Source organism: Nocardiopsis exhalans, assembly GCF_024134545.1.
Taxonomy (GTDB): Bacteria; Actinomycetota; Actinomycetes; order Streptosporangiales; family Streptosporangiaceae; genus Nocardiopsis; species Nocardiopsis exhalans.
Genome location: NZ_CP099837.1, coordinates 5,036,469 through 5,059,493, shown reverse-complemented (window position 1 = coordinate 5,059,493; position 23,025 = coordinate 5,036,469). Strand labels below are relative to the sequence as shown.

At 68.8% G+C, this 23,025-nt stretch carries 23 protein-coding genes and 1 pseudogene; 4 read left to right on the top strand and 20 right to left on the bottom strand.

Going from position 1 to position 23,025, the window contains the following annotated elements:
• Positions 1-83 precede the first annotated feature (83 nt).
• From NE857_RS22415 to NE857_RS22390, 6 genes are all read right to left on the bottom strand, one after another.
• Positions 84-482, bottom strand: coding sequence for a hypothetical protein (locus tag NE857_RS22415; RefSeq protein WP_254417545.1), 399 nt, complete (start codon positions 480-482; stop codon positions 84-86).
• Complete coding sequence (locus tag NE857_RS22410) at positions 479-1,702, bottom strand: recombinase family protein (protein WP_254417544.1); 1,224 nt, start codon at positions 1,700-1,702, stop codon at positions 479-481. Before NE857_RS22410 ends, NE857_RS22415 begins: the two co-directional genes overlap by 4 nt.
• A 12-nt stretch (positions 1,703-1,714) precedes the next feature.
• Positions 1,715-2,110, bottom strand: coding sequence for an Aca2/YdiL-like domain-containing protein (locus NE857_RS22405; protein ID WP_254417543.1), 396 nt, complete (start codon positions 2,108-2,110; stop codon positions 1,715-1,717).
• Between the two features lie 53 nt (positions 2,111-2,163).
• On the bottom strand, positions 2,164-2,679 hold the full coding sequence (locus NE857_RS22400; RefSeq protein ID WP_254417542.1) for a hypothetical protein: 516 nt from the start codon (positions 2,677-2,679) through the stop codon (positions 2,164-2,166).
• A 56-nt stretch (positions 2,680-2,735) separates the two neighbouring features.
• Entirely contained in the window at positions 2,736-3,305 is a 570-nt protein-coding gene (locus NE857_RS22395) for a hypothetical protein (protein WP_254417541.1), read from the bottom strand.
• A 182-nt stretch (positions 3,306-3,487) separates the two neighbouring features.
• A complete protein-coding gene (locus tag NE857_RS22390) occupies positions 3,488-4,522 on the bottom strand; it encodes a serine hydrolase domain-containing protein (protein WP_301184244.1) in 1,035 nt (344 codons plus the stop codon).
• A 458-nt stretch (positions 4,523-4,980) separates the two neighbouring features.
• On the opposite strand from NE857_RS22390, the gene NE857_RS22385 reads away from it, so the two are divergent.
• The 3 genes from NE857_RS22385 to NE857_RS22375 all read left to right on the top strand — a co-directional run bounded on the left by NE857_RS22385 (position 4,981) and on the right by NE857_RS22375 (position 8,573).
• On the top strand, positions 4,981-6,105 hold the full coding sequence (locus tag NE857_RS22385; protein WP_254417539.1) for a hypothetical protein: 1,125 nt from the start codon (positions 4,981-4,983) through the stop codon (positions 6,103-6,105).
• Positions 6,106-6,366: 261 nt separating this feature from the next.
• On the top strand, positions 6,367-7,002 hold the full coding sequence (locus tag NE857_RS22380) for a hypothetical protein (protein ID WP_254417538.1): 636 nt from the start codon (positions 6,367-6,369) through the stop codon (positions 7,000-7,002).
• A 137-nt stretch (positions 7,003-7,139) separates the two neighbouring features.
• Positions 7,140-8,573, top strand: coding sequence for an NF041680 family putative transposase (locus NE857_RS22375; protein WP_184360963.1), 1,434 nt, complete (start codon positions 7,140-7,142; stop codon positions 8,571-8,573).
• 8 nt (positions 8,574-8,581) lie between these two features.
• Here the strand turns inward: NE857_RS22375 and NE857_RS22370 are convergent.
• Positions 8,582-9,477, bottom strand: a pseudogene (locus NE857_RS22370) (IS5 family transposase).
• A gap of 153 nt (positions 9,478-9,630) precedes the next feature.
• On the opposite strand from NE857_RS22370, the gene NE857_RS22365 reads away from it, so the two are divergent.
• Positions 9,631-11,397, top strand: coding sequence for a hypothetical protein (locus NE857_RS22365; protein ID WP_254417537.1), 1,767 nt, complete (start codon positions 9,631-9,633; stop codon positions 11,395-11,397).
• A gap of 235 nt (positions 11,398-11,632) precedes the next feature.
• Here NE857_RS22365 and NE857_RS22360 read toward each other — a convergent pair whose 3' ends face one another.
• The 13 genes from NE857_RS22360 to NE857_RS22300 form a co-directional block, all read right to left on the bottom strand.
• Positions 11,633-11,836, bottom strand: a complete 204-nt coding sequence (locus NE857_RS22360) for a hypothetical protein (RefSeq protein WP_254417536.1) — start codon at positions 11,834-11,836, stop codon at positions 11,633-11,635.
• Entirely contained in the window at positions 11,833-12,717 is an 885-nt protein-coding gene (locus tag NE857_RS22355) for an endonuclease/exonuclease/phosphatase family protein (protein ID WP_254417535.1), read from the bottom strand. Before NE857_RS22355 ends, NE857_RS22360 begins: the two co-directional genes overlap by 4 nt.
• Positions 12,714-13,550, bottom strand: coding sequence for an integrase (locus NE857_RS22350; RefSeq protein ID WP_254417534.1), 837 nt, complete (start codon positions 13,548-13,550; stop codon positions 12,714-12,716). Before NE857_RS22350 ends, NE857_RS22355 begins: the two co-directional genes overlap by 4 nt.
• Positions 13,547-14,188 carry a hypothetical protein gene (locus NE857_RS22345; protein ID WP_254417533.1) on the bottom strand — a complete coding sequence of 214 codons (642 nt, stop codon included), beginning with the start codon at positions 14,186-14,188 and terminating at the stop codon, positions 13,547-13,549. Before NE857_RS22345 ends, NE857_RS22350 begins: the two co-directional genes overlap by 4 nt.
• A gap of 48 nt (positions 14,189-14,236) precedes the next feature.
• A complete protein-coding gene (locus NE857_RS22340; protein WP_254417532.1) occupies positions 14,237-14,506 on the bottom strand; it encodes a hypothetical protein in 270 nt (89 codons plus the stop codon).
• Positions 14,491-14,883: a hypothetical protein gene (locus NE857_RS22335; RefSeq protein ID WP_254417531.1), complete on the bottom strand. Its 393-nt coding sequence runs from the start codon at positions 14,881-14,883 to the stop codon at positions 14,491-14,493. Before NE857_RS22335 ends, NE857_RS22340 begins: the two co-directional genes overlap by 16 nt.
• On the bottom strand, positions 14,883-15,092 hold the full coding sequence (locus tag NE857_RS22330) for a hypothetical protein (protein WP_254417530.1): 210 nt from the start codon (positions 15,090-15,092) through the stop codon (positions 14,883-14,885). The genes NE857_RS22335 and NE857_RS22330 overlap by 1 nt, the downstream gene beginning before the upstream one ends.
• A gap of 17 nt (positions 15,093-15,109) precedes the next feature.
• On the bottom strand, positions 15,110-16,384 hold the full coding sequence (locus NE857_RS22325) for an ABC transporter ATP-binding protein (RefSeq protein ID WP_254417529.1): 1,275 nt from the start codon (positions 16,382-16,384) through the stop codon (positions 15,110-15,112).
• Positions 16,385-16,779: 395 nt separating this feature from the next.
• Positions 16,780-17,703 (bottom strand): DUF6879 family protein, encoded by a 924-nt coding sequence (locus NE857_RS22320; RefSeq protein ID WP_184368703.1) that lies wholly within the window; start codon positions 17,701-17,703, stop codon positions 16,780-16,782.
• A complete protein-coding gene (locus NE857_RS22315; protein ID WP_344013696.1) occupies positions 17,700-18,071 on the bottom strand; it encodes a WhiB family transcriptional regulator in 372 nt (123 codons plus the stop codon). Before NE857_RS22315 ends, NE857_RS22320 begins: the two co-directional genes overlap by 4 nt.
• Positions 18,068-18,652 carry a DUF5753 domain-containing protein gene (locus tag NE857_RS22310; RefSeq protein WP_254417528.1) on the bottom strand — a complete coding sequence of 195 codons (585 nt, stop codon included), beginning with the start codon at positions 18,650-18,652 and terminating at the stop codon, positions 18,068-18,070. Before NE857_RS22310 ends, NE857_RS22315 begins: the two co-directional genes overlap by 4 nt.
• Positions 18,653-18,684: 32 nt before the next feature.
• Positions 18,685-19,572, bottom strand: coding sequence for a sugar phosphate isomerase/epimerase family protein (locus NE857_RS22305; protein WP_254417527.1), 888 nt, complete (start codon positions 19,570-19,572; stop codon positions 18,685-18,687).
• Positions 19,573-19,670: 98 nt separating this feature from the next.
• Positions 19,671-22,961, bottom strand: a complete 3,291-nt coding sequence (locus NE857_RS22300; protein WP_254417526.1) for a DEAD/DEAH box helicase — start codon at positions 22,959-22,961, stop codon at positions 19,671-19,673.
• Positions 22,962-23,025: the final 64 nt, after the last annotated feature.

Sequence of the window (23,025 nt, the reverse complement as noted above, 5' to 3'; positions counted from 1 at the left end):
CGCGGGGCTCACGTCACCGGCCTGGCCAACGGCCGCAAGGTCACCGGTCCATCCCCGCGTGCGCAGGGAACACACCACGTACACTAGCCGCCTTCGCTGGAACCCTCCAGCGTTTGGGGAAACTCAGCAGATTCCTCTGCGCTCTCCGCCCTCGCGGCGAGAACCCGCTTTACCTCAGCCATAGACACCCCGGTCGCCGCCGCCATGTCCCGCAGCGGCGTCCGCCGCACCGCCAACTCCGCCACCGCCTCCTCCAACGCCGCCTCATACGTGCTGTGAGCGGCCCGCATCGCCTCCAACCCTGGGGTATCCGCGACGACCTCGACCCCAGAAAACGGCACCCCAGCGAGGGTGAACGCCCCCACCAGATTCTCCTGCAACACCGCCAACGTCCTGCCGTGGGCGTACACCCCGAACTCGGTGAGAGCCACCGTCCAAATCCGCGCCCGCCGCTGCGCCAGGCACCTGATCACCTCGCTCATACCGCACCACGCTCCATGTCCTCGATTACCTGCTGAACGATCATGTCCGGCACCGGTGTGGGCAGCACCAACCGTCGCCCCCCGACCTGGTACACCGCGTGCGAGCCGTCGCTGTCGACCTGAATCACGGTGTGCCCCAGTCGGTGTGCGGTGGCACGGATACGAGACAGCCCGCGAGCCTCGGCGTCCACGCGAGACCGCAGAGCCGCGGTCACTTCCTGCGCCTGGGCCCACTCCTGCACGGTCACCACGGGTTCGTGTACTGGTTCGGGTGACCACACCCATTCGGAGATGGGGTTCCACCGGGAAAACCCGGCCCGGCCGGTGCGGGTCGCCCGCCGGTTGTACACCATGTGCCCGGTCAGCTTCGGGTTGGCGATCAGCCCCTCGACCAGGTTGTGCGTCCACTTCCCCGTGATCGGGTACCGGTCCGGGGCAGCGGACAGGATCGCGATGATGTCCGCGCTCTTGAGGTGCTCCTCACGGCGCAGGCGGCACAACTCCCGGGCCGCATCGAACCGGCGCGGGTCGGGGTGTGGGGCCAGTCTCTTCTTTGGACGATTCTCACCGAACCGGGACGTGTCCCGCACGGGCGCGTGCTCATCCACGACCGTGATGTAGGGGTACGGGGGACGCCCGTGGTTCCACCCGGCGAGGGCGTGCTGAACCTGCCCTCCCATGGACATCTCCACCAGCGCGTGCTTGTACAGTTCCGCGTCGACCTGGCTGTACCGGCGGGTGCGCAACTGACCCGTTCTCGTGCCGCCGGTCGGCTCGTTGGCGTACACCACCTCCACCCCCAGCTTCTCCAGCTCGTGTTCCACGGTGAGGCTGGTCAGCATGGCGCGGGCCACCCGATCGGAGCGCTCAGCGATCACGTGGGTGATGCCGCGGTGCTCGGCCTGGTCCAACAGCTCCTGGAGGCCGCCGGCGCGGGGGACGGGGATCGCGAGGGCCTCGTACATCTCCGACGAGCCCAAGCCGCGTAGCTCCGGGGGCAGCATCCCAGACTCGACGTCGTAGAAGTGCGCGACGAACTCCGCATCGTCCTCCAGTCGTTCCGAGGCGGCCGATACCTGCCGGAGGATGGAAGCTCGCGGGTCCTGCTGGTCCTTGGTGGAGACCCGGCCAGCGAACACCGCCCGCTGAGGGCGGAGGGTGGTGGTTTTCCAGCCGGGGAGGGCGCTGAGGTCGATGGGTGGGCCGAACTGGGTGGCCATGGTGGTGTCTTTCTAGTCGGGGAACACGATGCGGGCCCCTTCGACCTGGCGGGCGGCGCGGACAGCCACCGCACGGTGCCACGCAGCGGGGAAGCGGGCCATGTGTGGGTGTGCGTGGTGGTACTCGGCGTCGTCGCGGTACACGGTCAGGGTCGGATTGGCCTGGGCGTGCAGGGACTTCTCGGCTTCCTGCACGTAGGTGTCGGTAAGTTTGGCGAGTTCTCGGACTTCGTCTGCGACACCCTCAGGGATGGGGTGCTTGCCTTCTTCCCAGCGGCGGACGGTCCGGCCCGCCGCTGGGGAGGTCAGGTATGCACCGAGGGCGTTACCGGTGAAGCCGAGGTGTTCGCGGAGGGATTTGAGTTCAGCAGGGGTCACGGTTCTGGCTCCGGTCATGGTGTGTGACATCAACCGGGGCATCATCCCAGGCACCGTGACCTCCTGCTGGTGGAGGTTGAGGGCTAGCGTGCGGCTACATGCAGTTTGGCGGTGGGGCCGGTGGGCGGGGCCGGGGCCGGGTCGTGACCTCCACCGCCCCCGCCGCTGTGGTCGCACCAGGGGCACCACGGCTGGTAACGCATGTGCGTTTCGATCGCTAGCCACACGACCCCCACCACCAGGTTGAACACGGCCACTGTGGCCGAAGAGAGGTGGGTGGCAGCGGCCAGGGCTATCACCATGAAGACCACGCCCCCGACCAAGATCTTCCATGGCCGGTGCCAGAGAATCAGGTGCACGAGACGCAGCATCCACCGGCGTTGGGTTGCGGCGGCGCTCGCGTCCAAGGGCATGGCGGCGAAGCAGAGTTCACACAGCCGACCTACGAGATGTCGTGCTCCCAGAAGCATCAGGGCCAGGCTGAAAAGCATGACCAGAGCGGCGAGTTGGTGGTGCACTCCGAGGAGAAGGGGACTGATACACAGCAGTACCAAGCCGATTCGGGATGAGTGGTGGCGCAGGTGGGGCAGGAATCGCATGGGGGTCCTTGCGTGGGGGCCTGTGTTCGTTCGGGCCTCCCGGTAAATGGGGTGTGTTAGGCGCTGAGGGTGGCTGGGGCGGTGAACCCGGCAGGGGTGCGTTCCCACACGCCGGTGAGCTCCCACTCGTGTTCGGTCAGGGCCTGAACGGCGAGCTCGTGGAGTAGGGGCACGGAGATGACCTCGTTGGACCGGACCGGGAGGTCGACGGCGGTGTCACCGATGGTGAGGGTGTGCCATCCGTTGGGTCCGACACTGAGGGTGGCGTCCTGCTTGACCAGATCCGGGTCGTACCGTTCCAGAATTGGCTCGAGATCGATGCCCGCGATGATGTCGGTGATGTCCAGGGCGCCGTGTTCGTCGGTGGGGTATCCGTCGAAGTCGCAGTCGGCCGTGTAGTAGGGGCCGTAGAAGTCGTTGCCGCACAGGGCCACGTTGGTGGGGAGGGCGGCGTTGATCTCGGAGCGAAACGCGGCAACCATGCTGTCGAAATAGCCGTCGTTTTCGACCCGCTCACGCCATTCGGGGTCAGCTCCTCCGATGTAGCCAGCGAAAGTCGATTCGACGCTGACGTTGCACCGGTCTCCGTGGTTGACCCAGGTTCCGAATTCGGTGGTCACTGTCATGGCCGGTTCCTCCCGGTCTGGCCGAAGGCTCTCGTTCCTGGTCTATTGATGCCACTCTAGCGTCCTAAATTAGGACGCGCAATGCCAGAGGGGAGGGTTCGGATTATTTTCTTCAAGGTCTTGGAATGTGAAAACCCCGCCCACCTCACGGCAGACGGGGTTGGGTCAGACACTGAGGGCTATCAGGAGAACACAGCCTGTTGGAAAGCGCCACGCAGTTCAGTGACCGGCCCCCGGTCCCGGGTGTAGTAGAGCTTGTTCGTCAAAAGAACACCCCACCTGCCCATACGCGGACAAACCCAGGCCCCTGTGCCGGTGAAACCGTAGTGCACCCAAATGTCCTCTGCCGGGGACGTCCCGGGGGCAGGATGCCAGAACAGACCCCTCAGCGGCTCAAGCCCTCCGGTCTGTACCTGGAGAGACTCATTCACCCACGCTTTGCCGAAGGTCGCCCCGTTCCCCGGCGCGAGCATGTGGGCGAGAAACCGCCCCAGGTCAGGGGCGGTGGAAAAAGCCCCGGCGATCCCGCTTACCCCGCCCAACAAACGGGCTGAGAAGTCGTGAGGGACACCGTGTAGATGCTGGCCGCTCTCCTGGTCCAGCTCGGTGGGCGCGGTACGTTGCACCAGATCCTCAGGGAGAGGGCCAAACCGAGTCTGGAACATGCCCAGGGGAGCCCAGGCACGATCGTGGGCGAGGTCGGTTAGCCCCGTGCCGGTGAGCCCTTCGGCGAGGAACCCCAGGATCAGCGCGGCACGGTCGGTGTATTGGACCTTTTCCCCGGGGGTGTGGTGAAGCTGCTCGTGCAGGACACCGTGACGGATTTCAGTCGGGTCGGTTCCGTAGAGGGTCTTCAGCTGTGCACGTGGCGGAACCCCGGCGGTGTGGGTGAGGAGTTGGTGCACCGTCACCTGACCCAAAGGCGCCTCCGACAGGTCAGGGAGCAGGACACCGAGGGGGTCCTTCAGACGCAGGGCACCGTCTTCCCACAGGGTGCCGATCACTGCCCAGACAGCGGTGACCTTGGTGAGGGAAGCGATATCAAACAGGGTGTCCGCAACCATGGGGACGGTGGGGTCGGTCGGGTCGAGGAAACCGCTCTGACCACCGGCCTCGGCCCCCTCCGGGCCACCCACCAGCCAGACCGCACCCGGGGTCACCTTGTCGGTCACGGCCTGGTCGAGCAGGGCACTGATGTGGGCGGCGTCCACGGCCATGGGCTGGTCCTTCCCGGTCACTATGGTTCGCGAATGAACCTACTGGTCCCCGGCGATCTCGTGGGAGAGATCGTGTAGCGCGTTCGCTGCTGCTGACAAGAGGATCTGTTCTGCAGTAGCCGACCTGGTCGCCTCCCCACGCTGGTCCGACTCCACTTCCAAACGGAGGATGAGGGGATATCGTCCGGTTCCGCGCATGCGCCGTGCAGATCGACTCACCGGACGGGGCGATCGCGCCCCGCCCCAACCGCGCTGAGCCCGGCCTACCTCTCCTTGTGCCAGGACCTGATCGAAGAAGAAAGCGGAACGAGCGCATGAACTCCTATCACCGCTTGGTGGAGCAGACGATTCAGCACGACTGAGGAACGGCCAGTCTGGTCGACCACGAGAAGCGACAACTGATCGCCCTCTGGGGGTTCTCTGGTGACCCCTGACAATCTGGTGGTTACCCTGACTTCATGGAAGCCCCCCACCGCCCCCTCCAACTGACTCTGGAACATCCACGCGACTGCCCAGGCGTTGACCAGACCGTATGGGGTGAGGCAGCGCGCCACCGGCTCGCGGCCATGCTCTTGGCGGCTCACCGGGCGGGCGTGGGAGTGCGGTACGCCGCCCTGCGGGAGGTGGGTCAGAAGCTACGGACCACCCTGAGCACCGACCCACCTTCCGCACTGGTTTTGGCGCGTATGCTCGCTGCCGCCGCACACGCACAGCTCCAACATCTGGTCGAACACGGTGTCGACGAGCAGACGCTCGGTGGGGTCGCGGATGTTGCTCGGGACGAGCTCGCCTATATCTCGGTACGGCACCCGGTTTCTGAGGAGGTCGCCCGCGGGGAGGCGGCTGCGGTGCTGGGAGAGAACACCGACCTGCTGGCACGTATCGCTCGCCACGTGAGAGTTGGGCCGGTCATCACGGGGCTGCACTTGGACACTCTGGCGGACCCGGGCCAGCCGGACCCGGCCCCTGGGGCTCCGGTCATGTCCCGGGTGGGTGACGAGTGGGTGCGTGCTGGTGGTGAGATCACGGTGATCGCGGCCCTCCCACGGCAAGGGGGTGAGCTCACTGCTGTGGTGGAGCAACTGTTGCCCACCTGGGCCGCTCACTCACATGTGGTGAGCGCGGTCCCGGCCGGTGAGGTGGCGTGGCCCATCGTTTGGGGGCGGGACCTGCCCGAGGCGGATGTGGACGCGTTGGCTGAGGCCCTGAAGCACACGGTCGCGGCGACGGGGCAGACCTTGTCGGTGCAGGGCGCTCTGCGACTGATCCCCATGGCGAATGCCAGGGAGGTGGGCCTGTACCTGGACGAGTTCGCCGAAGGGATGGAGGCTGTTCAGCGCCTCGTACGCGAACTCGCTCAAGGGGTCCTGGGCATGATGGGCGCCCGTGGTGGGTGCACCGCAACCGCGCACATGCCGCTGGCCCGGTGCCACACCCCCGCAGTGGTCGAGGAGCTGGTGGAAGCACTGGGCCGCCCGTCACCGATCACGGTTGAGCTCGAGTCCCTGGCTGTGGTCCGCCAGCGGTTTGATGCGTGGGCCAGCTGCACCCGGTGGGAGATCGTTACGCAGGTGGCCCTGTAGTAGCTGTCGCCTTCAGTCGCCTGTGGCTCTCATCTCCTGGGGCGAGAGCACGGGGTGGGGGTGGGGTGGGGCATCAGGACTCCGTCGTTGGCATCCACCACACAGTCACTCCCTGGTTCGCTGTACAGGGCTCCCCGAGCCGCAGCCCTCGCCCCGGTCTGCGGGTGAAGCCGCCTGGTCCCCGACGAGATATCCGCCGATCGTCCCCTGCCCCATTCTCGGTAGTGTGCGAACGCCAAGACCCACCCCCTTGAGGAGATCGTGTTGGTAACCCATGTGGTCCTCGCCCTCGACACAGCGCCACTGCCCTGGGCGCCGGTCGGCCCCGAGGACGACCTCGTCGTGATCGGTAACGCCTCTGGCCGTGTGAGCGAGACCGTCGTCGCGTTGACCGGGCAAGAACCCGCCCAGCTCCTGTCCGGCATCACCCCGCACAGCCAAGTCCGGCCGCCTGTTGGTGTGCTGCTGGAGGGGGTGGCCTCACCGCATGCACACGCCTTCGTGTGGGAGCAGGTGGGCGTACTGCTGCGTCTACTGGCTGACCGCTCCCCTGAGTGGATACGTCTGGAGAGCGGCTACGACCCCGACGATTTCTTTGTGTCCATGCTGAGGATCGCCACGGAAGCCCTGTACGAGCAGGGCACGACCGCACAGCTGTGGGGAGTCGTGCCGCACTCCGGGCCGGGCCGGGTGGACATGACCGGCATCGCCCAGTCGATGTCCTACCTGCCGCACATTGAGGAGCTGCGCAGCTTCGACCCCCTCGGGTGGGTCGAGAGCGAGCCGCCGGCCACGATGCTGCGCACCTTCGCCTACCAGCCAGATCCCGACGGCGTGGGCTATCGACTCACGTCCAGGGGCGCGCTCCTGCGGGGGCTGCTCCTGCACGTGCGCTAGCTTGGCGTTTAACCTCGAGCCCGTGACCGGATACCGTCCCGGTCACGGGCTTCGTTGTTTCCCGGACAGCACAACGGCCTTCGCGTGATCATGTGCTTCAACCACGAACACACCTGATCACAACGAAGGCCGTCACCATGAGTCTGCTGCACCAGCACACCCCTGTCGAGCCACTGTCGACATTGGCCCGATTCCGCTCCCAGTTCCACGCCTGCCTGACCACACGTGCTGACGCCCTCTTCGAGGTCTGCGAAGCCCTGGTCAGCACCCCGACCCCCGTGCGCCACCTGGCACAACTCTCCCTGGAGCCCGAACACCACCGCGGCCACGGCTCGGCCTACGCCGCCCTGGCCCACGGAAGCATCGACACCACCCAACTGCGATCGATCCTGGCCTCGCTGCCCCTGCCCCGCTTCCACGGGCGCATCGTGTTGGCCTGCGATGTCTCCCCCTGGCTGCGCCCGGACGCCTGGACCAGCCCTGACCGGGCCTGGTGCCACACCTACGGGCGCGGCACCGGCCAGGCCGAGATGGTCCCGGGCTGGCCCTACTCCATGATCGTCGCACTGGAAGAGGGCTCCACCTCCTGGACCGCGCCCCTGGACCTGCGCCGCCTGCACAGTGACGAGGACCCCACCACCGTCACCGCCCACCAAGTCCGCCAGCTGATCGCCCGATTGATCAGGGCTGAACACCACCAGCAGGGCGATCCCGACATTGTGGTGGTGGTTGACGCGGGCTATGACAGTCCTCGTCTGGCCTATCTGCTCGCTGATCTGCCCGTTCAGGTGGTGGGCCGGTTGCCCTCCAACCGGGTGCTCTACGGCCCAGCCGAGCACCGACCGATCTCAGCCAACGGGCGCCCGCCCAAACACGGGGCTGCCCTACGGATGGCCGCCCCCGATACCTGGCCCGAGCCGGAGACGGTGACCACCGCTGCCACCCGCCGCTACGGCAGTGCCACCGCGCGCTCCTGGGATCGGATGCATCCCCGGCTGACCCACCGCTCAGCCTGGGCCGAGCACCCCGGTGAGCTACCGGTGATCGAGGGCACCCTGGTGTTGTTGCAGGTGCAGGCTTTGCCCTCGCGGCGCGATCCCAAACCGTTGTGGTTGTGGTCCTCAGCCACCGGCATGCGCTCAGAGCAGGTCAGTCAGATGTGGTGGGCTTATTTGCGCCGGTTCGACATCGAGCACACCTTCCGCTTCCTCAAACAGTCGTTGGGGTGGAACGCACCCCGGCTACGGGACCCGCGATCGGCGGACCGGTGGTCCTGGCTGGTCGTGGTGGCCTATACCCAGCTACGTCTGGCCCGGTTGTTGGCGCGTCAGGTCAGATTGCCCTGGCATCGGCTGGTGGAAGCGGACCGGATGAGTCCGGCGCGGGTGCGTCGGGGGTTTCGGTACATTCGCGCTGACCTGCCGGTGTGTGTGGGTGCACCGAAATCCTGCGGGCCTGGTCCGGGGCGTCCGGTGGGGAGCCAGAACAAGCGTCCAGCTCCCCGATACGGGGTTCCCAAGAAGAACAAAACGGGCACTACGGGGCACCCCGGAGCCAAGCAAGCAGGTTAAACGCCAAGCTAGGGCGTGTTCCGTGGATCTTGTGGGGTGGAGCGGTCGGGTCGTGCGCGTAACCGGATGAGGATGTCCGCGACGCGCACGGTGGCCCGGTAGGTCGTGGCGAGCTTGTCATACCGGGTGGCCAGCGCCCGGTACTGCTTGCGCCGGTTCATCAACCGCTCCACCCGGTTGCGTTGGCGGTAGACCTCCCGATCGAAGTCGGGCGGTCTACCGCCGGCCGACCCGCGGTTGCGGCGGTTGGTCTTTTGATCCTCACGCTCGGGGATGGTGCACCGGGTCCGCGTGGTGCGCAGGGTGTCCCGGTTGGCCTTGGAGCTGTAGGCCTTGTCCCCGGCCAGCCCTTCCAAACGGGTGCGGGGACGACCGGGCCCGGGCTGGTTGATCCGCACCAGCCCCACCAGCACCGGCAACTGCAACGTGTCGGCGTCCTGACCCGGGGTCAGGGTGGTGACCAGGGGTTTTCCGTTGCCCTCGCAAATGGTGTGGATCTTGGTGCTCAAACCTCCCCTGGACTTTCCGAGGCCCTGGGCGACTCGTGAGTCCTCAGGACTCTTCCCCCTTTTCGCGCTCCGGCGGCGTGTTGGTGGGCACGCACCACGGTGGAGTCGATCTGGGCGTCCAGGTCGGTGTCCTCATCGGTGTCGATGAGGTGTTGTTCGATGCGGGCCCAGGTGCCATCAGCTTCCCAGCGTTGGAGCCGGTGTTGGGCGGTGGTCCAGGGGCCATAGCGTTCGGGCAGGTCACGCCAGGGGATACCGGTACGGGTCCGGTAGATGATCGCGTTGAGGACCTGGCGGTGATCACGCCAGCGGCCTCCGCGTTGGGGCGTCATCGGGGGTAGCAGGGGGCTGATCAGGTCCCACTCTTGGTCAGTGAGCTCGAATCTGCGGCTCATATACCGGTTGTACACCGACGCTCAGAGCCACAGATTCGAGAACCAAGATCCGCGGAACAGGCCCTAGCCCTGCGTCCTCACACCTGCTTGGGATCGTGACGCGGGCAAGTAAGGTACGACGCGTTCGCGCCCCTCCGATGAAGGGCCTCCTGAGTGGCCACCGTTGACGAGCTCCTCGCTTACCTGCCCACCGACAGCACCGGGAATCCTGCCTGTGCCCCGGCAGAAGTAGCACCGCTGCTGACCACGCTCGCAGGCAGCCAGGCGCGCGCCGACGAAGCGGTGGCACAGCTGCTGGGCCAAGGGCACAAAGCGGGGTGGGCCGCCGCCTACGCTCTCGCTCTGGCCTGGGTGCGCACCAAACCCACCCCGGAGAGGTACCGGGCCTGCCTGGCTCCCGTACCCGTCACCGCCTCCCTGCCGCCCTGCCCCCAGATCGCCGATCTGTTGATCGAACCTGACCCGCTCCCTGAGCGGGCAGGGGCCCTCGCGGAGTCGGCCGGAGCCTACGCCCACCTCCGCAGGTGGATCAGCGACCCCGAGATCCTCACCCCCCGCATTGAACTGGAGCTGGCCGAGGACGCCCTCACTACACGAGTGCGGATCCTGGCGAGCATGGCCGCGGCGCAGGCGTGTCTTCCCACCTGCGACATGATCCCCGCCCATGCTGTGCACGCGGTGCTGGAAGGCGACGCGGGGATGATCGAGCGCCACCTACACACCGTTCTGGCGCGGGTGGCAGGCCGCGCACACCCTCCGGGACGTGGGCGGAGCGTGGAATCCCTCTACCCCGTCTGGGAACCCCTGCTGTTGGGGGAGCAGCGCCTGGTGGAGTCCTGGGACCACGACGTGCTCACGGTCGTGGACATGCTGGCCCCTCACCTGAGTGCGGGCACCGATGATCACCTGACCAACCAGCTAGGGGTCCTCGCCCTGCTGTGGTGGCATGAGCGTGCGGGCAAACCGCGTGCGCAAGACCAGGAACGGCTCGCAGCGCTGGCGCAGATGGTGGCCCACCGCGACGCCCCGCAACGGGCAAGGGAAGCGGTCGCGGCGATGGAGACCGCGTTCTCCGAGCCATGGCAACGGCAGCGGACCGTGGTGGTGCAAACCGCGGTCGACCAGCACCTGGACCACGGTGGCCTGGCCTGGGCCGCCCTGGCGCAATGGGTCGGCTCGGCCGCGCAAGTCCAGGTCCCCGCCCACCAGGTGGAGCCGATTCAGCGCCGTGGGCCGTGGTGGCGGGCCTGGCAGGACGCGGACCAGATGTGTGAGCAGGCCAAACCGCACTGGGGGGCACACAGCTGGGACGGCACAGGGGTGCGTGCCCTGCTGGCGCTGACCCGCTACACGGTCGCCGCCCAACACCCCGACGCCGACAACGACGAGCTGCTGGCCCGGACGGTGTGGCTGCTGCGCAGCCACGAACGCTTCTACGCGCTCGTCCCGGCCGCTCTGCGGGGTTTGGGGCACGACGTGGACCAGTGCGACCTGGCTGATGAAGTCTCCTCGGCCTGGGCTTGGGTGCACCGGGAATGGCCACCGACGCTCCACGGCACCGACCGTCATCGCTACGGCGGGCTGGCGCGCGGGGTGGCCTGGGGAGGATCCCAGTGCGCCGCGCATGTTCTCCTCACCCCCTGGGCGGAGAACATCGCCGCGCCGGCGCTGGCCCGCGCCATCGGTGCGATCCCCCTGGGCGCCCGGGTGCAAGTCGTCTCAGGGGGACACGCCGAGCGCACCGGGACCGTGGTGGCCGCACGGGTGCATGACAGTGCTCAGGCCATGGAGTCGTTGAGGCCGCCGACCCAGTACAGGGTGCACCTTGGCCAACAGCGTCCGCACGGCGAGGGCGAAGTGTTCAACGCCGACCAGCTCGCGCCCACGTCACCGTTTCCCGCCAAGGAGACGAACACCTGAACACGCGCCCTCCGTGCCGCAGGAACCAGCCCTGCCGCAGTGCCCCGCCCGCTTGAAGAGACTCACCGCCCAGACGTCATCGCCCCGCCGCCCCTGTGGTCCTGGTGCTGGCCTGGACCTTCACCTCGGCTGGGGCCGGGTCTTGGAGCGCTCGCGCTCTTGTGCGGCCACACCGGCGTTCGAGGAAACACGCGCTTGGGGTGGCAGACCCTCGGTGAGGGCCGCCACCCCGTCCTCAACGGATGTTGCGTGACCGGGCTCCCAACAGCTCAGTGGTCCACAGGCCACCAGCGGCCCCGGTGATCAACGCGGTCGCGATCAACAGCACGGGCGGAGCACTGGTGATCACGATCAGCGCGGCCGCGCCCATCAGGCACAGCCCGATGGTTGTGCAGCTGTTGACGAAGGCGGCCAGGCTGGACTGCTCGTGCGGCCTCATGTGGCTGCTGCGAGGGTGGGCAGGGCCAGGGTGAGCAGGACCGGCACATGGTCGCTGGCCCCGTGGCCTGGCACGGGACGACAGTCCACCACGTACTCCAACACCGGTTGGGTGAGGTGGAACCGGTCCACGCGCAGCCCTCCTTTGCCGGTGGCGGCGATCAGCTCGGGGTCGCCGCTCTGGGCGTGCAAGTACTCGGCTGGGTCGGCTAGGTCGGCCAGGGCCAGTACGTGGTCCAGCTCCAGGTTGGGGCGTGGCGGCCCGCCGTCGGCCACCAGACGGGCAGAGCGGTTATGCGGGGGCAGGCCAGCCCAGTCCACACCCCGCTCAACATCGGTGGCGGTGGGGGTGTTGAAGTCCCCGCCCGCCAAGGCGAGCGGGTTGGGTTTGAGTAGCGGCTCGATGAGGTGGCGGCCCTCCTCTGCAGCATGGCAGGCGCTGAACGGGTCGAAGTGGACACTAGCCACGGTGAGGGGATGGGCCCAGCCGGGGCCGTGAAGGACCGCCAGTGCCTGGCCGTGGTGGAAGGGGCGGTCGATCAGCTCCTCCCAGCGCAGCAGTTCCAGGTCGGGACGCCAAGCGATAGCGGTGTGCACTGTAGAGGTCGGCGAGTCGGCGATGCGGATGCGCATGCCCAGGCAGTGGGCGAGCCGGTCGGCCTGGCGGGTGTCCACCGCGGCCCCAGGCAGCGGGCGGCCGTTGGCTCCTCGGGGTTTGCCGGTGGTGCCGTCCAGCTCCTGCAGCAGGACCACATCGGGGTCGTGCGCGGTGATGGCCTGCACGTGGTCGGTGAAGTCGGGGACAGAGCCCTGAAGGGGCTCATCGCGCTTGCGGACGTTGAATATCAGCACCCGGACCGTGCTCGTGTGGGGGTGGCTCATACGGGGCTCCCGTTCAGGTGGGCGTCGATGATCGCGGCGTCATCAGATGGTTTGGGGCGGGGCAGGTGGGTGCCGGTGGGGTCCTGGGCTTCGAAGGTGCGTACCTGACCGATGAGCTCGTCCGGGCCGACCTCGTCCAGGGCCCGCAGCAGCTCTCGTGGGCCGCGGTGGGTGAAACCGAGCCACCGTGCGGCGCCGTCGCTGAGCAACACCGCACGGTCCAAACAGGGCACGGAGCCTGTCAGGGCCTGAGTGCTTACGGTGGGGTCGGCGGCCGCGATCCAGTGCCCGCCCACGATGTTGCGCATGGTGCGTTCGCGTTCGACTTTGGCGATGCGGTGCCGTTGGTGTGCGCTGCTGCCCAGGGGGTGGGATTCCATCGCGGCTTTCTCGGTGGGGGCGACGGTGTCGATGCGGTTATCGCACACCACGCTCAGGTCGCGGCCGGGGGGTTGCAGGATCAGGGTGGAGTCGGACAGCACCAGGTGGTCCCACCCCTGGCCGGGCCGGTGGCGCAGGGCCACCACGGTGGTTGAGGGGGTGCCCGGATGGGTCAGGTCGCAGTCGGGGTGGGTGGCGGCGACGGTGGTGATGGCCTGGGCCAACAACGCACGCAGGCCGGTGTGGTGGTGGTCAGGGGCGGCGAGGAGGGCGTGCAACGCGGTACCGAGCTGGTGCACGTACCAGGCGGTGCCGTGGGAGCAGCCGGTGGCCAGTTCAGCGGGGCCGCCGGCCCCATCGAGCAGCACCATCGCGGTGGGGGTGGCGCGGATCCAGTCCTCGGTGGGGCGGTGGGCAGAGCCGGCCGCCACGGCGGAGCGGATGAGACTCACCGGGCGGCCCCCTGCAGGTCGAAGAGGGCCAGCGGGGGCTCCCACTGGTAGGTGTGGCGGTCGGCGTCTTGGGTGACCATCACCAACGCCACCTGGGAGAACACCAGCTCGGCGCGGGAGGGGCGGCAGGCGCGCAGGGCGCTGGCCACCGGCCCGGAGTCGCCGTTGGTGTGGCAGTAGCCGGTGGTGATGTGCGGGGGGCCGGTGCGGTAGGAGGCGCGGGCCCGGCCCAGGACGGTGTCCAAGGCCGTGCCGGTCACCTCGACGAGCTGGTCGAAATCGTCATCCGGTGCCAGGTCCAGGCCGGGCCCGTACCTGCCCACGTGCGGTGCGGCCTGAAGTGTGAACTCTGGTAGGGGCTCCAGGCGTGAGCGCAGATGGGTGATGAGCTCGCCCATCACCGGCTCGCCCAGGGGCGGGGTATGGGGGTCGGTGACCATCTGGACCGTGGCGTGCAGCCACGGCTCCTGGACCGGGGTGAGCAGGTCCGTGAACCCGGTGAGGATGGTGCGGTGGCGGCGGGCGAGATCGAAGAACCCTGCGTTGGCTGGGTCGTGCCGGTCCGGGAGCAGGTACAGGTGCGGGACGCAGGTGTTGGGAGGCCACTGGGCTGTGCCCTGGCCGATGAAGGGGTGCACGGGCCGTCCTTTCTGTGGTCTGTCACGGGGGTGGTGGGGTGGGCCTGTTCACGGCGGGTCCTGCTGCAGAGCACCTCCCAGGGGGAGGGTCGCCACCGGATCGGCCCATTCGAAACGGCGCGGCCCCTGGCGTTGGACGGCCATCACCAGCGACAGCGAGGACAGGCGCAGCGGCCGGGAGCCCAGGGCGCGCAGCGCCGCGCTCAACGGTGCGTCATCGCCTGCGGTGTGGCAGTAGCCGGCGGTGATGTGCGCACGCCGGTAGGAATCCCCCGGGTATTCGGGTCCCAGGACCCGGGCCGCTACCTGGGTGCACACCCTGACCAGGTCAGTGAAGTGCTCGGTGGGCTCCAGCCCCACCCGCACACTCCAGGGCCCAGGACGGGGGTGGCCTGCAAGGTCAGAGGGGGCTGGTGGTCCAGGTGCGGCTGCAGCTCGCGTGCCAGGGCGTGCAGCGCTTCCGGTGAGGGCGGGGTGGCGTGGAGGGGCGAGAGCATCCGCACGGTGGCATGCCACCACCGGGTCGGTACCGGCTCCATCAGGGCGCTGAACTGGTGGGCGAGCAGGTCGTGGCAGCCTGCGGCCAGCTGAGCGAAACCGGCGTTGTGCTCATCGGCAAGGTCGGGGAGCAGGTACAGGTGCGGCACGGCGCGGTCCGGCCACCGTGAGGAGGCCATATCCAGGGGGCGGAGCATCAGATCCACTCCGGGAGTGCGGCGTTCAGGTCCACCAGGGTCGGGTCCAGGCGGGTCAGGATCAGGTGGTGGTCGGAGTAGGGGTGGGCGTGGTGCTCGTAGTCGGTGAGGGCGGGCACCAGGGGCGGGGTGATCCAGAACTGGTCGACCCTGCATCGACCGCGCCCGGTCGCGCCCAGCAGGGAGGTGTCGCCGGTGCGCTGGGCCACCAGAGCGGCCGCGTCGCTCAGGCCCCCTGTGGCCAGGGTGCGGGCGACTCGTCCTCACCGGCGCTTTGCGGGTAGGTGAAGGTGGCGTTCTCGACCAAGATCTGGTCGAAACCGGCCGGGGCCGGGGCCAGGTCCTGGCCGGGCAGGCGGGTGCGGGCTTCCTGGCGAAAGTTCAGGTAGTCGGAGAAGTACAGGCCCGACTCATACACCTGGGCGACCGAGGACAGGGCCCGGCTCAGTGCGCCGCGGGCGACCTGGATGGCGACCACCGCGGCTCCGGCGGTCGCGATCGGCACGATCTCCTGCACGAGCAGCCACCCCAACACCACGAAGACCAGGCCCATGACCAGGCCGCTGGCGGTGTCACCGGCCAGGCGGATGGTGACCATGCGGGTGGCCAGACGCATGTGCACGGCCAGCTCGTGCCGGGCGAGCTTGGAGAACGCCGAGGTCAACCGGTCGGCCATGGTGTAGGAACGCACCTCCGCAGCGGTGGTGCGGTCGATCATCAGCCTTTCGACCAGGTGCTTGCGGCGGCGCCCTTGGGTGATGGCCAGCATCGTGCGGTACCGCAGACGTGAGGCGGCGGCCGACCCCCACCACTGGGGCACCATCGTCAGCAGCAGCAGGGGCACCAGCACCGGGTGCAGCGCGGTCAGGACCCCGGCCGCGGCGACGACGCTCACCAGGCCGGTCAGCACGTCGGTGGCATGGCGCACCAGCGCGCCGCCCTCGTCACAGCCGCGCAGGTAGCAGCGGAAGAGGTGGTCGTGGAAGTCGGAGTCGTCGAAGGCGGCCAGCTCCACGTGTGTGGCATCGCCCATGAAGCGTTCCTCGGCCGTGACCACCACCTGCGGTTCCAGGCGCGCCTGGGCCCGGCCTGCCAGAGCTGAGCACGCCCCGCGGGTCACCAGCGCGGCCGCCAGCCACACCAGGGCGGGAAGGGCCGCCATCACCCGGTCAGGGGTGGGGACGGTGGAGAAGAGCTGGTCCAGCACGCTGGTGGTGGCGACCAGGGCCCAGGCGGTGGCGGCACCGACTCCGATGTTGAAGGTGGTGGTGGCCAGCACATCGCGGGGGCTGCTCTGCCAGGCCAGCACGATGGCGTGCCGGAGCAGGGAGGGCATGCGGCGGGCCATCGTCGCCCAGGAGGCGGTGGCGACCTGTTCCTGGAAGTGGAAGTAGCGTGCGGTCTTCAGCTCGGGCAGGGACAGGTCTTCGTGCTCATCAGCGGGGTCAGCGCTGGTACTGGTGGCGGTGGGGGTGGGGGTGTGCTGTGCGGCACTGGTCACGCAAGGGTCCTTCCATGCGGGGCGGGCGGGGTTGGGGTGTGGCGTGGTGGCGATGTCGGTGCATGAGGGTCTCCCTGAAGTCGTGGATGGTGGTGGACGCCAGCGATCATGTCCGCTGGCGGTGACCTTCTTCGAGGTGTTTTCGTGTTCTGGGCCGACCAGATCGGTGCCACTACAAGGCGGGCCGGGCTCGCGACCCCAACCGGTGGTGGCCCCGGGCGCTCTCGGCCACCAGCCCGGGCTGGTGGTGCCCGGGAAAATCGGGGGGATAGTCACCCCCCGAAAGCGGCGCCGATACCGCCCCGACGTGTGCGGGGTTGTGGTCGCGGCCTTCCCGACCCCGACCTCGCGCAGGGTGTGTTCTGACCTGGTGGCCTCCAGCACGGTCGGGGTGGTCAGGGCCCGCTGTGGCGGCCCAGGAGATGGTCCAGGGAGCGAGGTCCGGCCTGTTGCCACATCAGCTCCAGCTGGAGCCGGGCGGCCTGTGCCAACGGGTCGGGCAGCAGGGCGTGGTGGGCACCCTCGGGGTGCCCGGTCGAGGCGTGGCGCAGCACGTACACGAGCCGGTTGGGGTACAGGACCAGCTCGGGCCACTGGTCCACCTGCCAGGACCGCAGCAGGTCGGGGTTGAGCACCCGGATCTGGCCGCCCGCCTGGGCCTTTACTCGGTGGGCGCGGGCCAAAAACTCCAGGTAGGTAGTGGACAGGGCGTCCACGACCCAGATGCGGCGCCAGGGCAGGCCGCGGTTCTGTTCGGCACGGTGCTGGGCCTGCAGGGCGGGCAGCTCCTCCTTCAGCAGCTGTTGGGCCCGCGCCCGATCTCCTTCCTGCCAGGCCTGCCAGGCGGGGTCCTGGTCGTCCCCGGCGTGGGTGTGCAGGTCCAGCCGGTAGATGGGTCCGCTCAGATCGCAGCGTCGGCGGGTGTGGGCGGCGTGCTGGTGGTAGGCGGGGCGATCCAAGGCGGCGCCGTGGATGCGGGCGTGTTCGACCACCCCCTCCAGGGGTGTGAGGGGATGACCGTGCTCGCGCAGGTAGCCGATCAGGTGGGCGCGGTTGTAGCGGCGGTGCCCGCCCGAGGTGCGCTGGGTGCGTACCTGGTCGTCGTCGGCGAGCTGGCTGAGCGGCTGTGGGCCCAGTCCGGTGATGGCGCGGGCCTGGACGGGGGTGAGCCAGTCGCGGGGTTCGGTTTCCCACAGGGCGGCGGCCCTGCGCACCACCATCGCCCAGTCCTGTTCACGGTGGCGCCGGGTCGGCGGGTTCATGGAAGGGGCTCCGGTCAGGGGTTCGGGGACTTGGGCGGGCTCGTGTGCGCGGTTCATGCAAAAGCCTCGCTGTGCAGGTAGGCGGGTATGTCAGAGGTCGTGATCCATTTGCGATCGGTGGGGCTGGTGCCACCCCAGATGCCGTCGGCGATCTGGGCCTCAAGAGCCCACGCCAGACAGAGGTCCCGCACCGGGCATGAGCGGCACACCTTGCGCGCCTGACGAGCGACCTCTCCCAGGCCCTGGGCGGGGAACCAGGCCTCGGGAGGCAGGTCGGGGTGTGAGCGGCAGTGCCCTTCCTGGTAGAGCTCGCGGGGCGCCGGTGGCGTATCGGCCCACGCACGCGCCAGTTCCCTGGCCAAGGCCATGTATCGGCTCTTGGCCGTGGTCCGAGTGCTGGTGGGCTCGGCGCTGGGTCGTGTCACTGGGGACCGGTCCCTTCGTGTGCTGCCAGCACGCGGGACAGGGGCTGGGCGGCAGCGAACAAGGCCTCGAAGTGGGCCCGGTAGGCGGGCATCATCTCCTGGGGGGCCACCAACCTGCCCGTGGGGGTTTCCACGTTCACCGATGCCTCGCCCTCGGCGTAGGTGAGGATCGCGAACGCTCCGGTCCAGGGGATGGGGCTGAATGTCGGCAGGACCCGAACCCGCAGGTGGAGAAGCTGAACGCACTCGCGCAAAAACGCGCGTTGTTCACCCACCTCCTGTGCCCCCAGCCAGGGGGTGTGCAGGGCCTGCTCGGTCAGCAGGTAGCGGTGAGGGTGTCCGTGATCGGTGCGCACATGGTGGCCGCGGCCCATCCTCAGCTGCACCGCCTCTTCCAGAGTGGCGGGGTTGGTGACTCCGCAGGCGGACAGAACGGCGCGCGCGTAGGCGGGGGTCTGTAGCGGGCCTGGGACGATGGCCGGGCTGAAGGCGTCGATGCTGGCCTGGCGCTCGTCGGCGCTGAGGCAGGTCTGACTGTCCAGTAGCTGCTGGGGCAACTCTGGCGTGGCCGCACTGCTCATAGGGGTGGTCGTCCTTTCGTGTGGTGTCTGGCTCAGGCCGCTCGGGTGGCGGAAGGCTTGGTGGTGGTGCTCGAGTGCAGGTACTGGGTGGCCGCGAGGGCTCGGGCCACCAGCTCTGGCCCGGGCAGGGAACGGATGCCGGGGTTGGTCACGGCCAACGCCCACGGGCCGCTGTAGTCCGCCTGGGCCAGGGCGGTGCCAAAGGAGGTCCAGTCCAGGGCCCCGTCACCCGGCATGAGCCGGTGGGCGGGCCGCCACTGGGCCACGGGAAGTCGGCGTGGGCAGGGGGCGTCAGCCACCCGCACGTGTCGCACGGGGTGGCCCAGACCGGTGATGTGTTCGATGTGGGCGCCGGTGGCGGCCCAGGAGACCGCATCCACGCACACCCCCACCCGGGTGGACTTGCGGCCGAGCCCGTCCAGGAGTTCGGCGACCTGGAGCAGGGTGCGGATCCCCGCCTCGGGGCCGCTGCCCTGGGCCGGGGTGTGTCCGCCGGGGGTGCCCAGCGCCTCCACGGCCAGGCGCACACCGTAGGTGGCGGCCGTGCCGACCAGGGCGCGCAACCGCTTCAGGGTCTCCTGCTCAGCCTGCGGGTAGGGGGCGGTGATGGTGTGGTCCAACGTCAGCACCGCCACCGGGCACCCGATCTGATCCAAGGCCGCCAACCCTTCTCGCAGGCGGGGCAGGTCCAGGTCCTGGTGCAGGAGGGAGCCGGGCATCAGGCCGGTGGCGGCCACCGCCCGCACCCGGTGCCGGGCCAGCGCGCTGGCCACCGCTTGGGCCCCTTCGGCCAGCACCTGGGGCAGGTGCACTTCCAGCTGCCCCAGTCCGGGGGCTGCGGCCAGGGCGATCTGCTCGCTCAAGGGGCGGCAGGGCATGCTGGTCCAGCTCAGGCAGCCGAACCTGGAGGGGGCGGACATGGTCGATCTCCATCAGGGGTGAGGAAGCTGCGGGGGCGGGTACGGGCTCTGGCCGGGGGCGAAGCCGACAAGGGGGTTGCGGTGTTGGCCTGTGAAGGTCATGGGTCGACCTGTTGGCGTAGGTGGTCGGGGGCCAGGCGGGCCACCCGGGACGGGGTGACCTGGAATCGGCCAGCGATGCCCACCAAGTCCTGCACACAGCTGGCCTGGGCGGCGTGGGTGGCCAGCGCCTGTTCACGAAGACGCGTGAGCGGAGGATGGCCGTTGCGGGTGAGCCGAGTCGAGATCGAGGGCGCGGCCACTGCGGTGGCCTGAGCCAGTTCGTCGTTGGTCGCCCCCCTGCCCACCGCGTCCACAATCTCTTCCACCCGGGCTTTGGGCGCTAGCTCGCCCACCACCTGGATGCGGCGGTCCGGTGAGGGCGGGGGGATCCGGGAGCCGCCGGTACTCAGCGGTACCTGCCAGCGCTGGCACTGCGCTGCGTGGTCGGGGTGCAGGGAGCCTGCACGATGAGCCTCACGCAGGATGGCCACATACCGGGCCAGCCGTTGCTCCTGAGCCGTGAAAAGGGGGTCGGGAAGGCGTTGCTGGGCAGCGAGAAACTCGCCCAGCTCGGTGATGCGGTTGCTGCGCTCAGCGTGAAGGGGATCCCAGATCATGCCCTGTTCGTCCAGCCACGCCAGTTGCCCGGTCGTGAAGAAGTTGCACTTGCGGAGTTGGCGGGCGTAGTTCAGCGTGGCGTTGAAAGGGTGATCAGAGCTGGGGAGTAGGTCATCCTGGTGGGTTCGCCACTGGGTCGTCTCGGCGACGAGCCGGTCCCAGAACCTGCCCCGGTAGCTGTCCAGCACGAAGCCCAGACCGGTGAGCGCCGCGATCTGGTCTTGACTCAAAAGGCCCCGCCGGTAGAGCCGACGCTGGTAGATGAGCCACCCCCGCATCGGGGAGCCGGTGATGGTGACGAAGGCGGTGTCCCCGCGCAGGGTGCCGTGGGCGCGCACCCACCTCTGGCACAGGGCGAAGTTTCTCCACCAGGAGGAGTTCAGATCGGGCAGGATGACGGTGCTGATCGCCTCGGCCAGCGCCGGAAGATCAACCTTCATCTGCGGGGAACCGGACGCTAGCTGACGCGGGCGCACCCACCGCTCCAACCCTTGTCCGGTGCGCAAGTGGGTGTGCACGGCGGCGTCGAAACGGGCGTCCACCAAACGCAGGGCGCGCAGTACCTGGGCGAGCGCGGCGTAGGAGGTCTCCTCCAAAACCGCAGACGCATCATCTGAGGCGGTGGTGTACATCGGGGTGATCAGCTGGGCGACCTTGTCCGCTCGCCCGCCCTTGCGCAGGGCCCGGCCGATCTGCTGGAGCAGCCGTTCCAACGACGCGGTCGCGCTGAACAAACCCACCGCGTCCACCGCGGCCACGTCCACCCCCTCACCGAAACAGCCCACGACGGTGACCACGACGACCCTTTCGCCCGGCGCGGCGAGCAAGGATCGCGCTCGGGTACGGGCCGGGCCGCCGGAGGAGGCGTTGATGTGCAGGGCCACCAGCTCCCGGTCGGGCGCCTGTCCTCCCACGAGCGTGGCCATCTCATTCAGGGAGCCGGTGAACGCCTCGGCCCAGGCCAGGGTGGGGGCGAAGCAGATCAGGCTGCGCAGGTCGCCTGTGGTGATGGCGTCGAGCACACTGACCTGGGCGGCCACCAGGTCCGCGGACAACCGCACGTGGCTGGCGCCCAGTTCCTCGCGGCCCTGGATGGCGGCCAGGATCCTGGCCTGGTCGACCACCGAGGCGATGACCTGGTAATCGGCCAGACGCCCCTCCTCGATGCCCTGGCCGAAGGTGCGCTCATCAGCGACCTGGCCGAAGGTGCTCGTGTCCTCCATGGAGTAATAGCGAGGCCCATCCGGGGCGGCCTCGATGAAGCGGGGGGTGGCGGTGCCGTACAGGCGCAGCGCGTCGATCTGGTGTACCCGGGTCCACACCGAGGTTTCGGGCCCCGCGGTGTGGTGGGCCTCGTCAGCGACCAACACCCCCAGATCCAGGCCGTTGGCGCACGCCTTGAGCAGCACCTCCAGGCTCTGGTAGGTGACTACCACCAGGGTGTGGCCCGGCTCTGAGCAGGCCTTGACCAGCAGGTCTGGGTCGGTGAACACCGACAGTTCCTGGTCGAAGGCGTCGGTGGGCCGGGCCTGATCTGCCTGGAGAATCTCCTGGTCGGAGCAGACAGCCACGACCCGGTCCAACTGGGCGCCCCACAACCCCTGCCAGGTACGGGCGATCTGTTCCACCAGCTCCAGGGTGGTGACCACCACCGCCGTCAAGGAAGCGTTCACCGCCAGGGCCGCGCCGGCGTAGGCCACGGTCTTGCCGTACCCGCAGGGCCACCGCAGCTGGGCGAGGCCATCGCGTTCCCACAGCCGCACGATCTGCGTGATGGCCGCGCGCTGTTCAGGGCGTAACTCCAGCCCACCCTGGACCGGTGCGGGTGGGGCAGGCAGGGGCGAGGGTTCAACGTGTGGTGCCGGTGACGCAGACACCTGGGCCGGCACCTGCACCGGCTCGGGCTCAGGCTCGGGTTCGGGCTCTGGCGGTGGTGAAGGAACCAAGGGTGTTTGCGCCGGGCGCTCCGTCAGGGCCGCGTCGGGGGAAGCGGGCGGGGCCGGAAGGGGCGCCATGGTCTGTTCGCACAGGTCCATGGCCGCGGTGTGCTCAGGGGTGGAGTCGGCCTCGATCCAGTCGATCTCCAGCTCTGCGACTGCTCGCGGATCAGCCCGCAGGCGGGCTTGGTGGGCGGCCCGCGCCATGGTCGCGGCCGCCTGCACTGCGTCGTAGTCGTCACACAGCACCCGCACCCGCCCGCCCAGAGGCGAAATGGAAGCGGCGTGTTCGATGCCAGCGCGAGCCACCTGGTCGGCTGGCGCTCCCACCTGCGGGTGGGTGCCGATGGCGTACCATCCCGCACCGCTCACCCAGGCCCAGTCCGCGCCTTCGGTGTCGCTGATGGCGTGGACCGCCAGCGTCCACGCCGGGCCGGGCAGCCGACCCGGGTCAGCGGGCAGGAGACCAAGATCCAGGGTGCGAAAGTGGCCCGTGGACAGATCGGAGACGGCCTGGGTGGCCAAAGAGCGCGCCTGCTCGATCAGGTCCGCGGTGACCACGGCCGAGCCGGGGGTGTCCAGACCGAGTTCGGGCGGGCCAACCAGGACCATGTGCTTGCCCATCCGTGTGGTGATCTGCTCGCCGATCACCGGCGCCAACTCGCCCACTCTGGCCGCGGTCGCGTCGGTGCTTCTCCACCGTGTGGTGGGGGTGTGCACGCTCCAGGTCCAGACCCCGGACACGTGAGGGGCCACGGCGATACCAACGGGCAGTGGGGGGCGAAAGCTCACAGCGGTGTGCACTCCTTGACCAGTCACAAGAGGAAAAAAGGGGGCGGGTCTGGCAGCCCGAGGG

What these genes read in the sequence shown, in the direction of transcription:
- NE857_RS22390 (WP_301184244.1), bottom strand. Translation starts at nt 4,522, where the DNA reads ATGGCCGTGGACGCCGCCCACATCAGTGCCCTGCTCGACCAGGCCGTG.
- NE857_RS22385 (WP_254417539.1), top strand. Translation starts at nt 4,981, where the DNA reads ATGGAAGCCCCCCACCGCCCCCTCCAACTGACTCTGGAACATCCACGC.
- NE857_RS22375 (WP_184360963.1), top strand. Translation starts at nt 7,140, where the DNA reads ATGAGTCTGCTGCACCAGCACACCCCTGTCGAGCCACTGTCGACATTG.
- NE857_RS22410 (WP_254417544.1), bottom strand. Translation starts at nt 1,702, where the DNA reads ATGGCCACCCAGTTCGGCCCACCCATCGACCTCAGCGCCCTCCCCGGC.
- NE857_RS22400 (WP_254417542.1), bottom strand. Translation starts at nt 2,679, where the DNA reads ATGCGATTCCTGCCCCACCTGCGCCACCACTCATCCCGAATCGGCTTG.
- NE857_RS22305 (WP_254417527.1), bottom strand. Translation starts at nt 19,572, where the DNA reads ATGTCCGCCCCCTCCAGGTTCGGCTGCCTGAGCTGGACCAGCATGCCC.
- NE857_RS22415 (WP_254417545.1), bottom strand. Translation starts at nt 482, where the DNA reads ATGAGCGAGGTGATCAGGTGCCTGGCGCAGCGGCGGGCGCGGATTTGG.
- NE857_RS22320 (WP_184368703.1), bottom strand. Translation starts at nt 17,703, where the DNA reads ATGAACCGCGCACACGAGCCCGCCCAAGTCCCCGAACCCCTGACCGGA.
- NE857_RS22335 (WP_254417531.1), bottom strand. Translation starts at nt 14,883, where the DNA reads ATGCTCCGCCCCCTGGATATGGCCTCCTCACGGTGGCCGGACCGCGCC.
- NE857_RS22405 (WP_254417543.1), bottom strand. Translation starts at nt 2,110, where the DNA reads ATGTCACACACCATGACCGGAGCCAGAACCGTGACCCCTGCTGAACTC.
- NE857_RS22355 (WP_254417535.1), bottom strand. Translation starts at nt 12,717, where the DNA reads ATGAGCCACCCCCACACGAGCACGGTCCGGGTGCTGATATTCAACGTC.
- NE857_RS22395 (WP_254417541.1), bottom strand. Translation starts at nt 3,305, where the DNA reads ATGACAGTGACCACCGAATTCGGAACCTGGGTCAACCACGGAGACCGG.
- NE857_RS22360 (WP_254417536.1), bottom strand. Translation starts at nt 11,836, where the DNA reads ATGAGGCCGCACGAGCAGTCCAGCCTGGCCGCCTTCGTCAACAGCTGC.
- NE857_RS22310 (WP_254417528.1), bottom strand. Translation starts at nt 18,652, where the DNA reads ATGAGCAGTGCGGCCACGCCAGAGTTGCCCCAGCAGCTACTGGACAGT.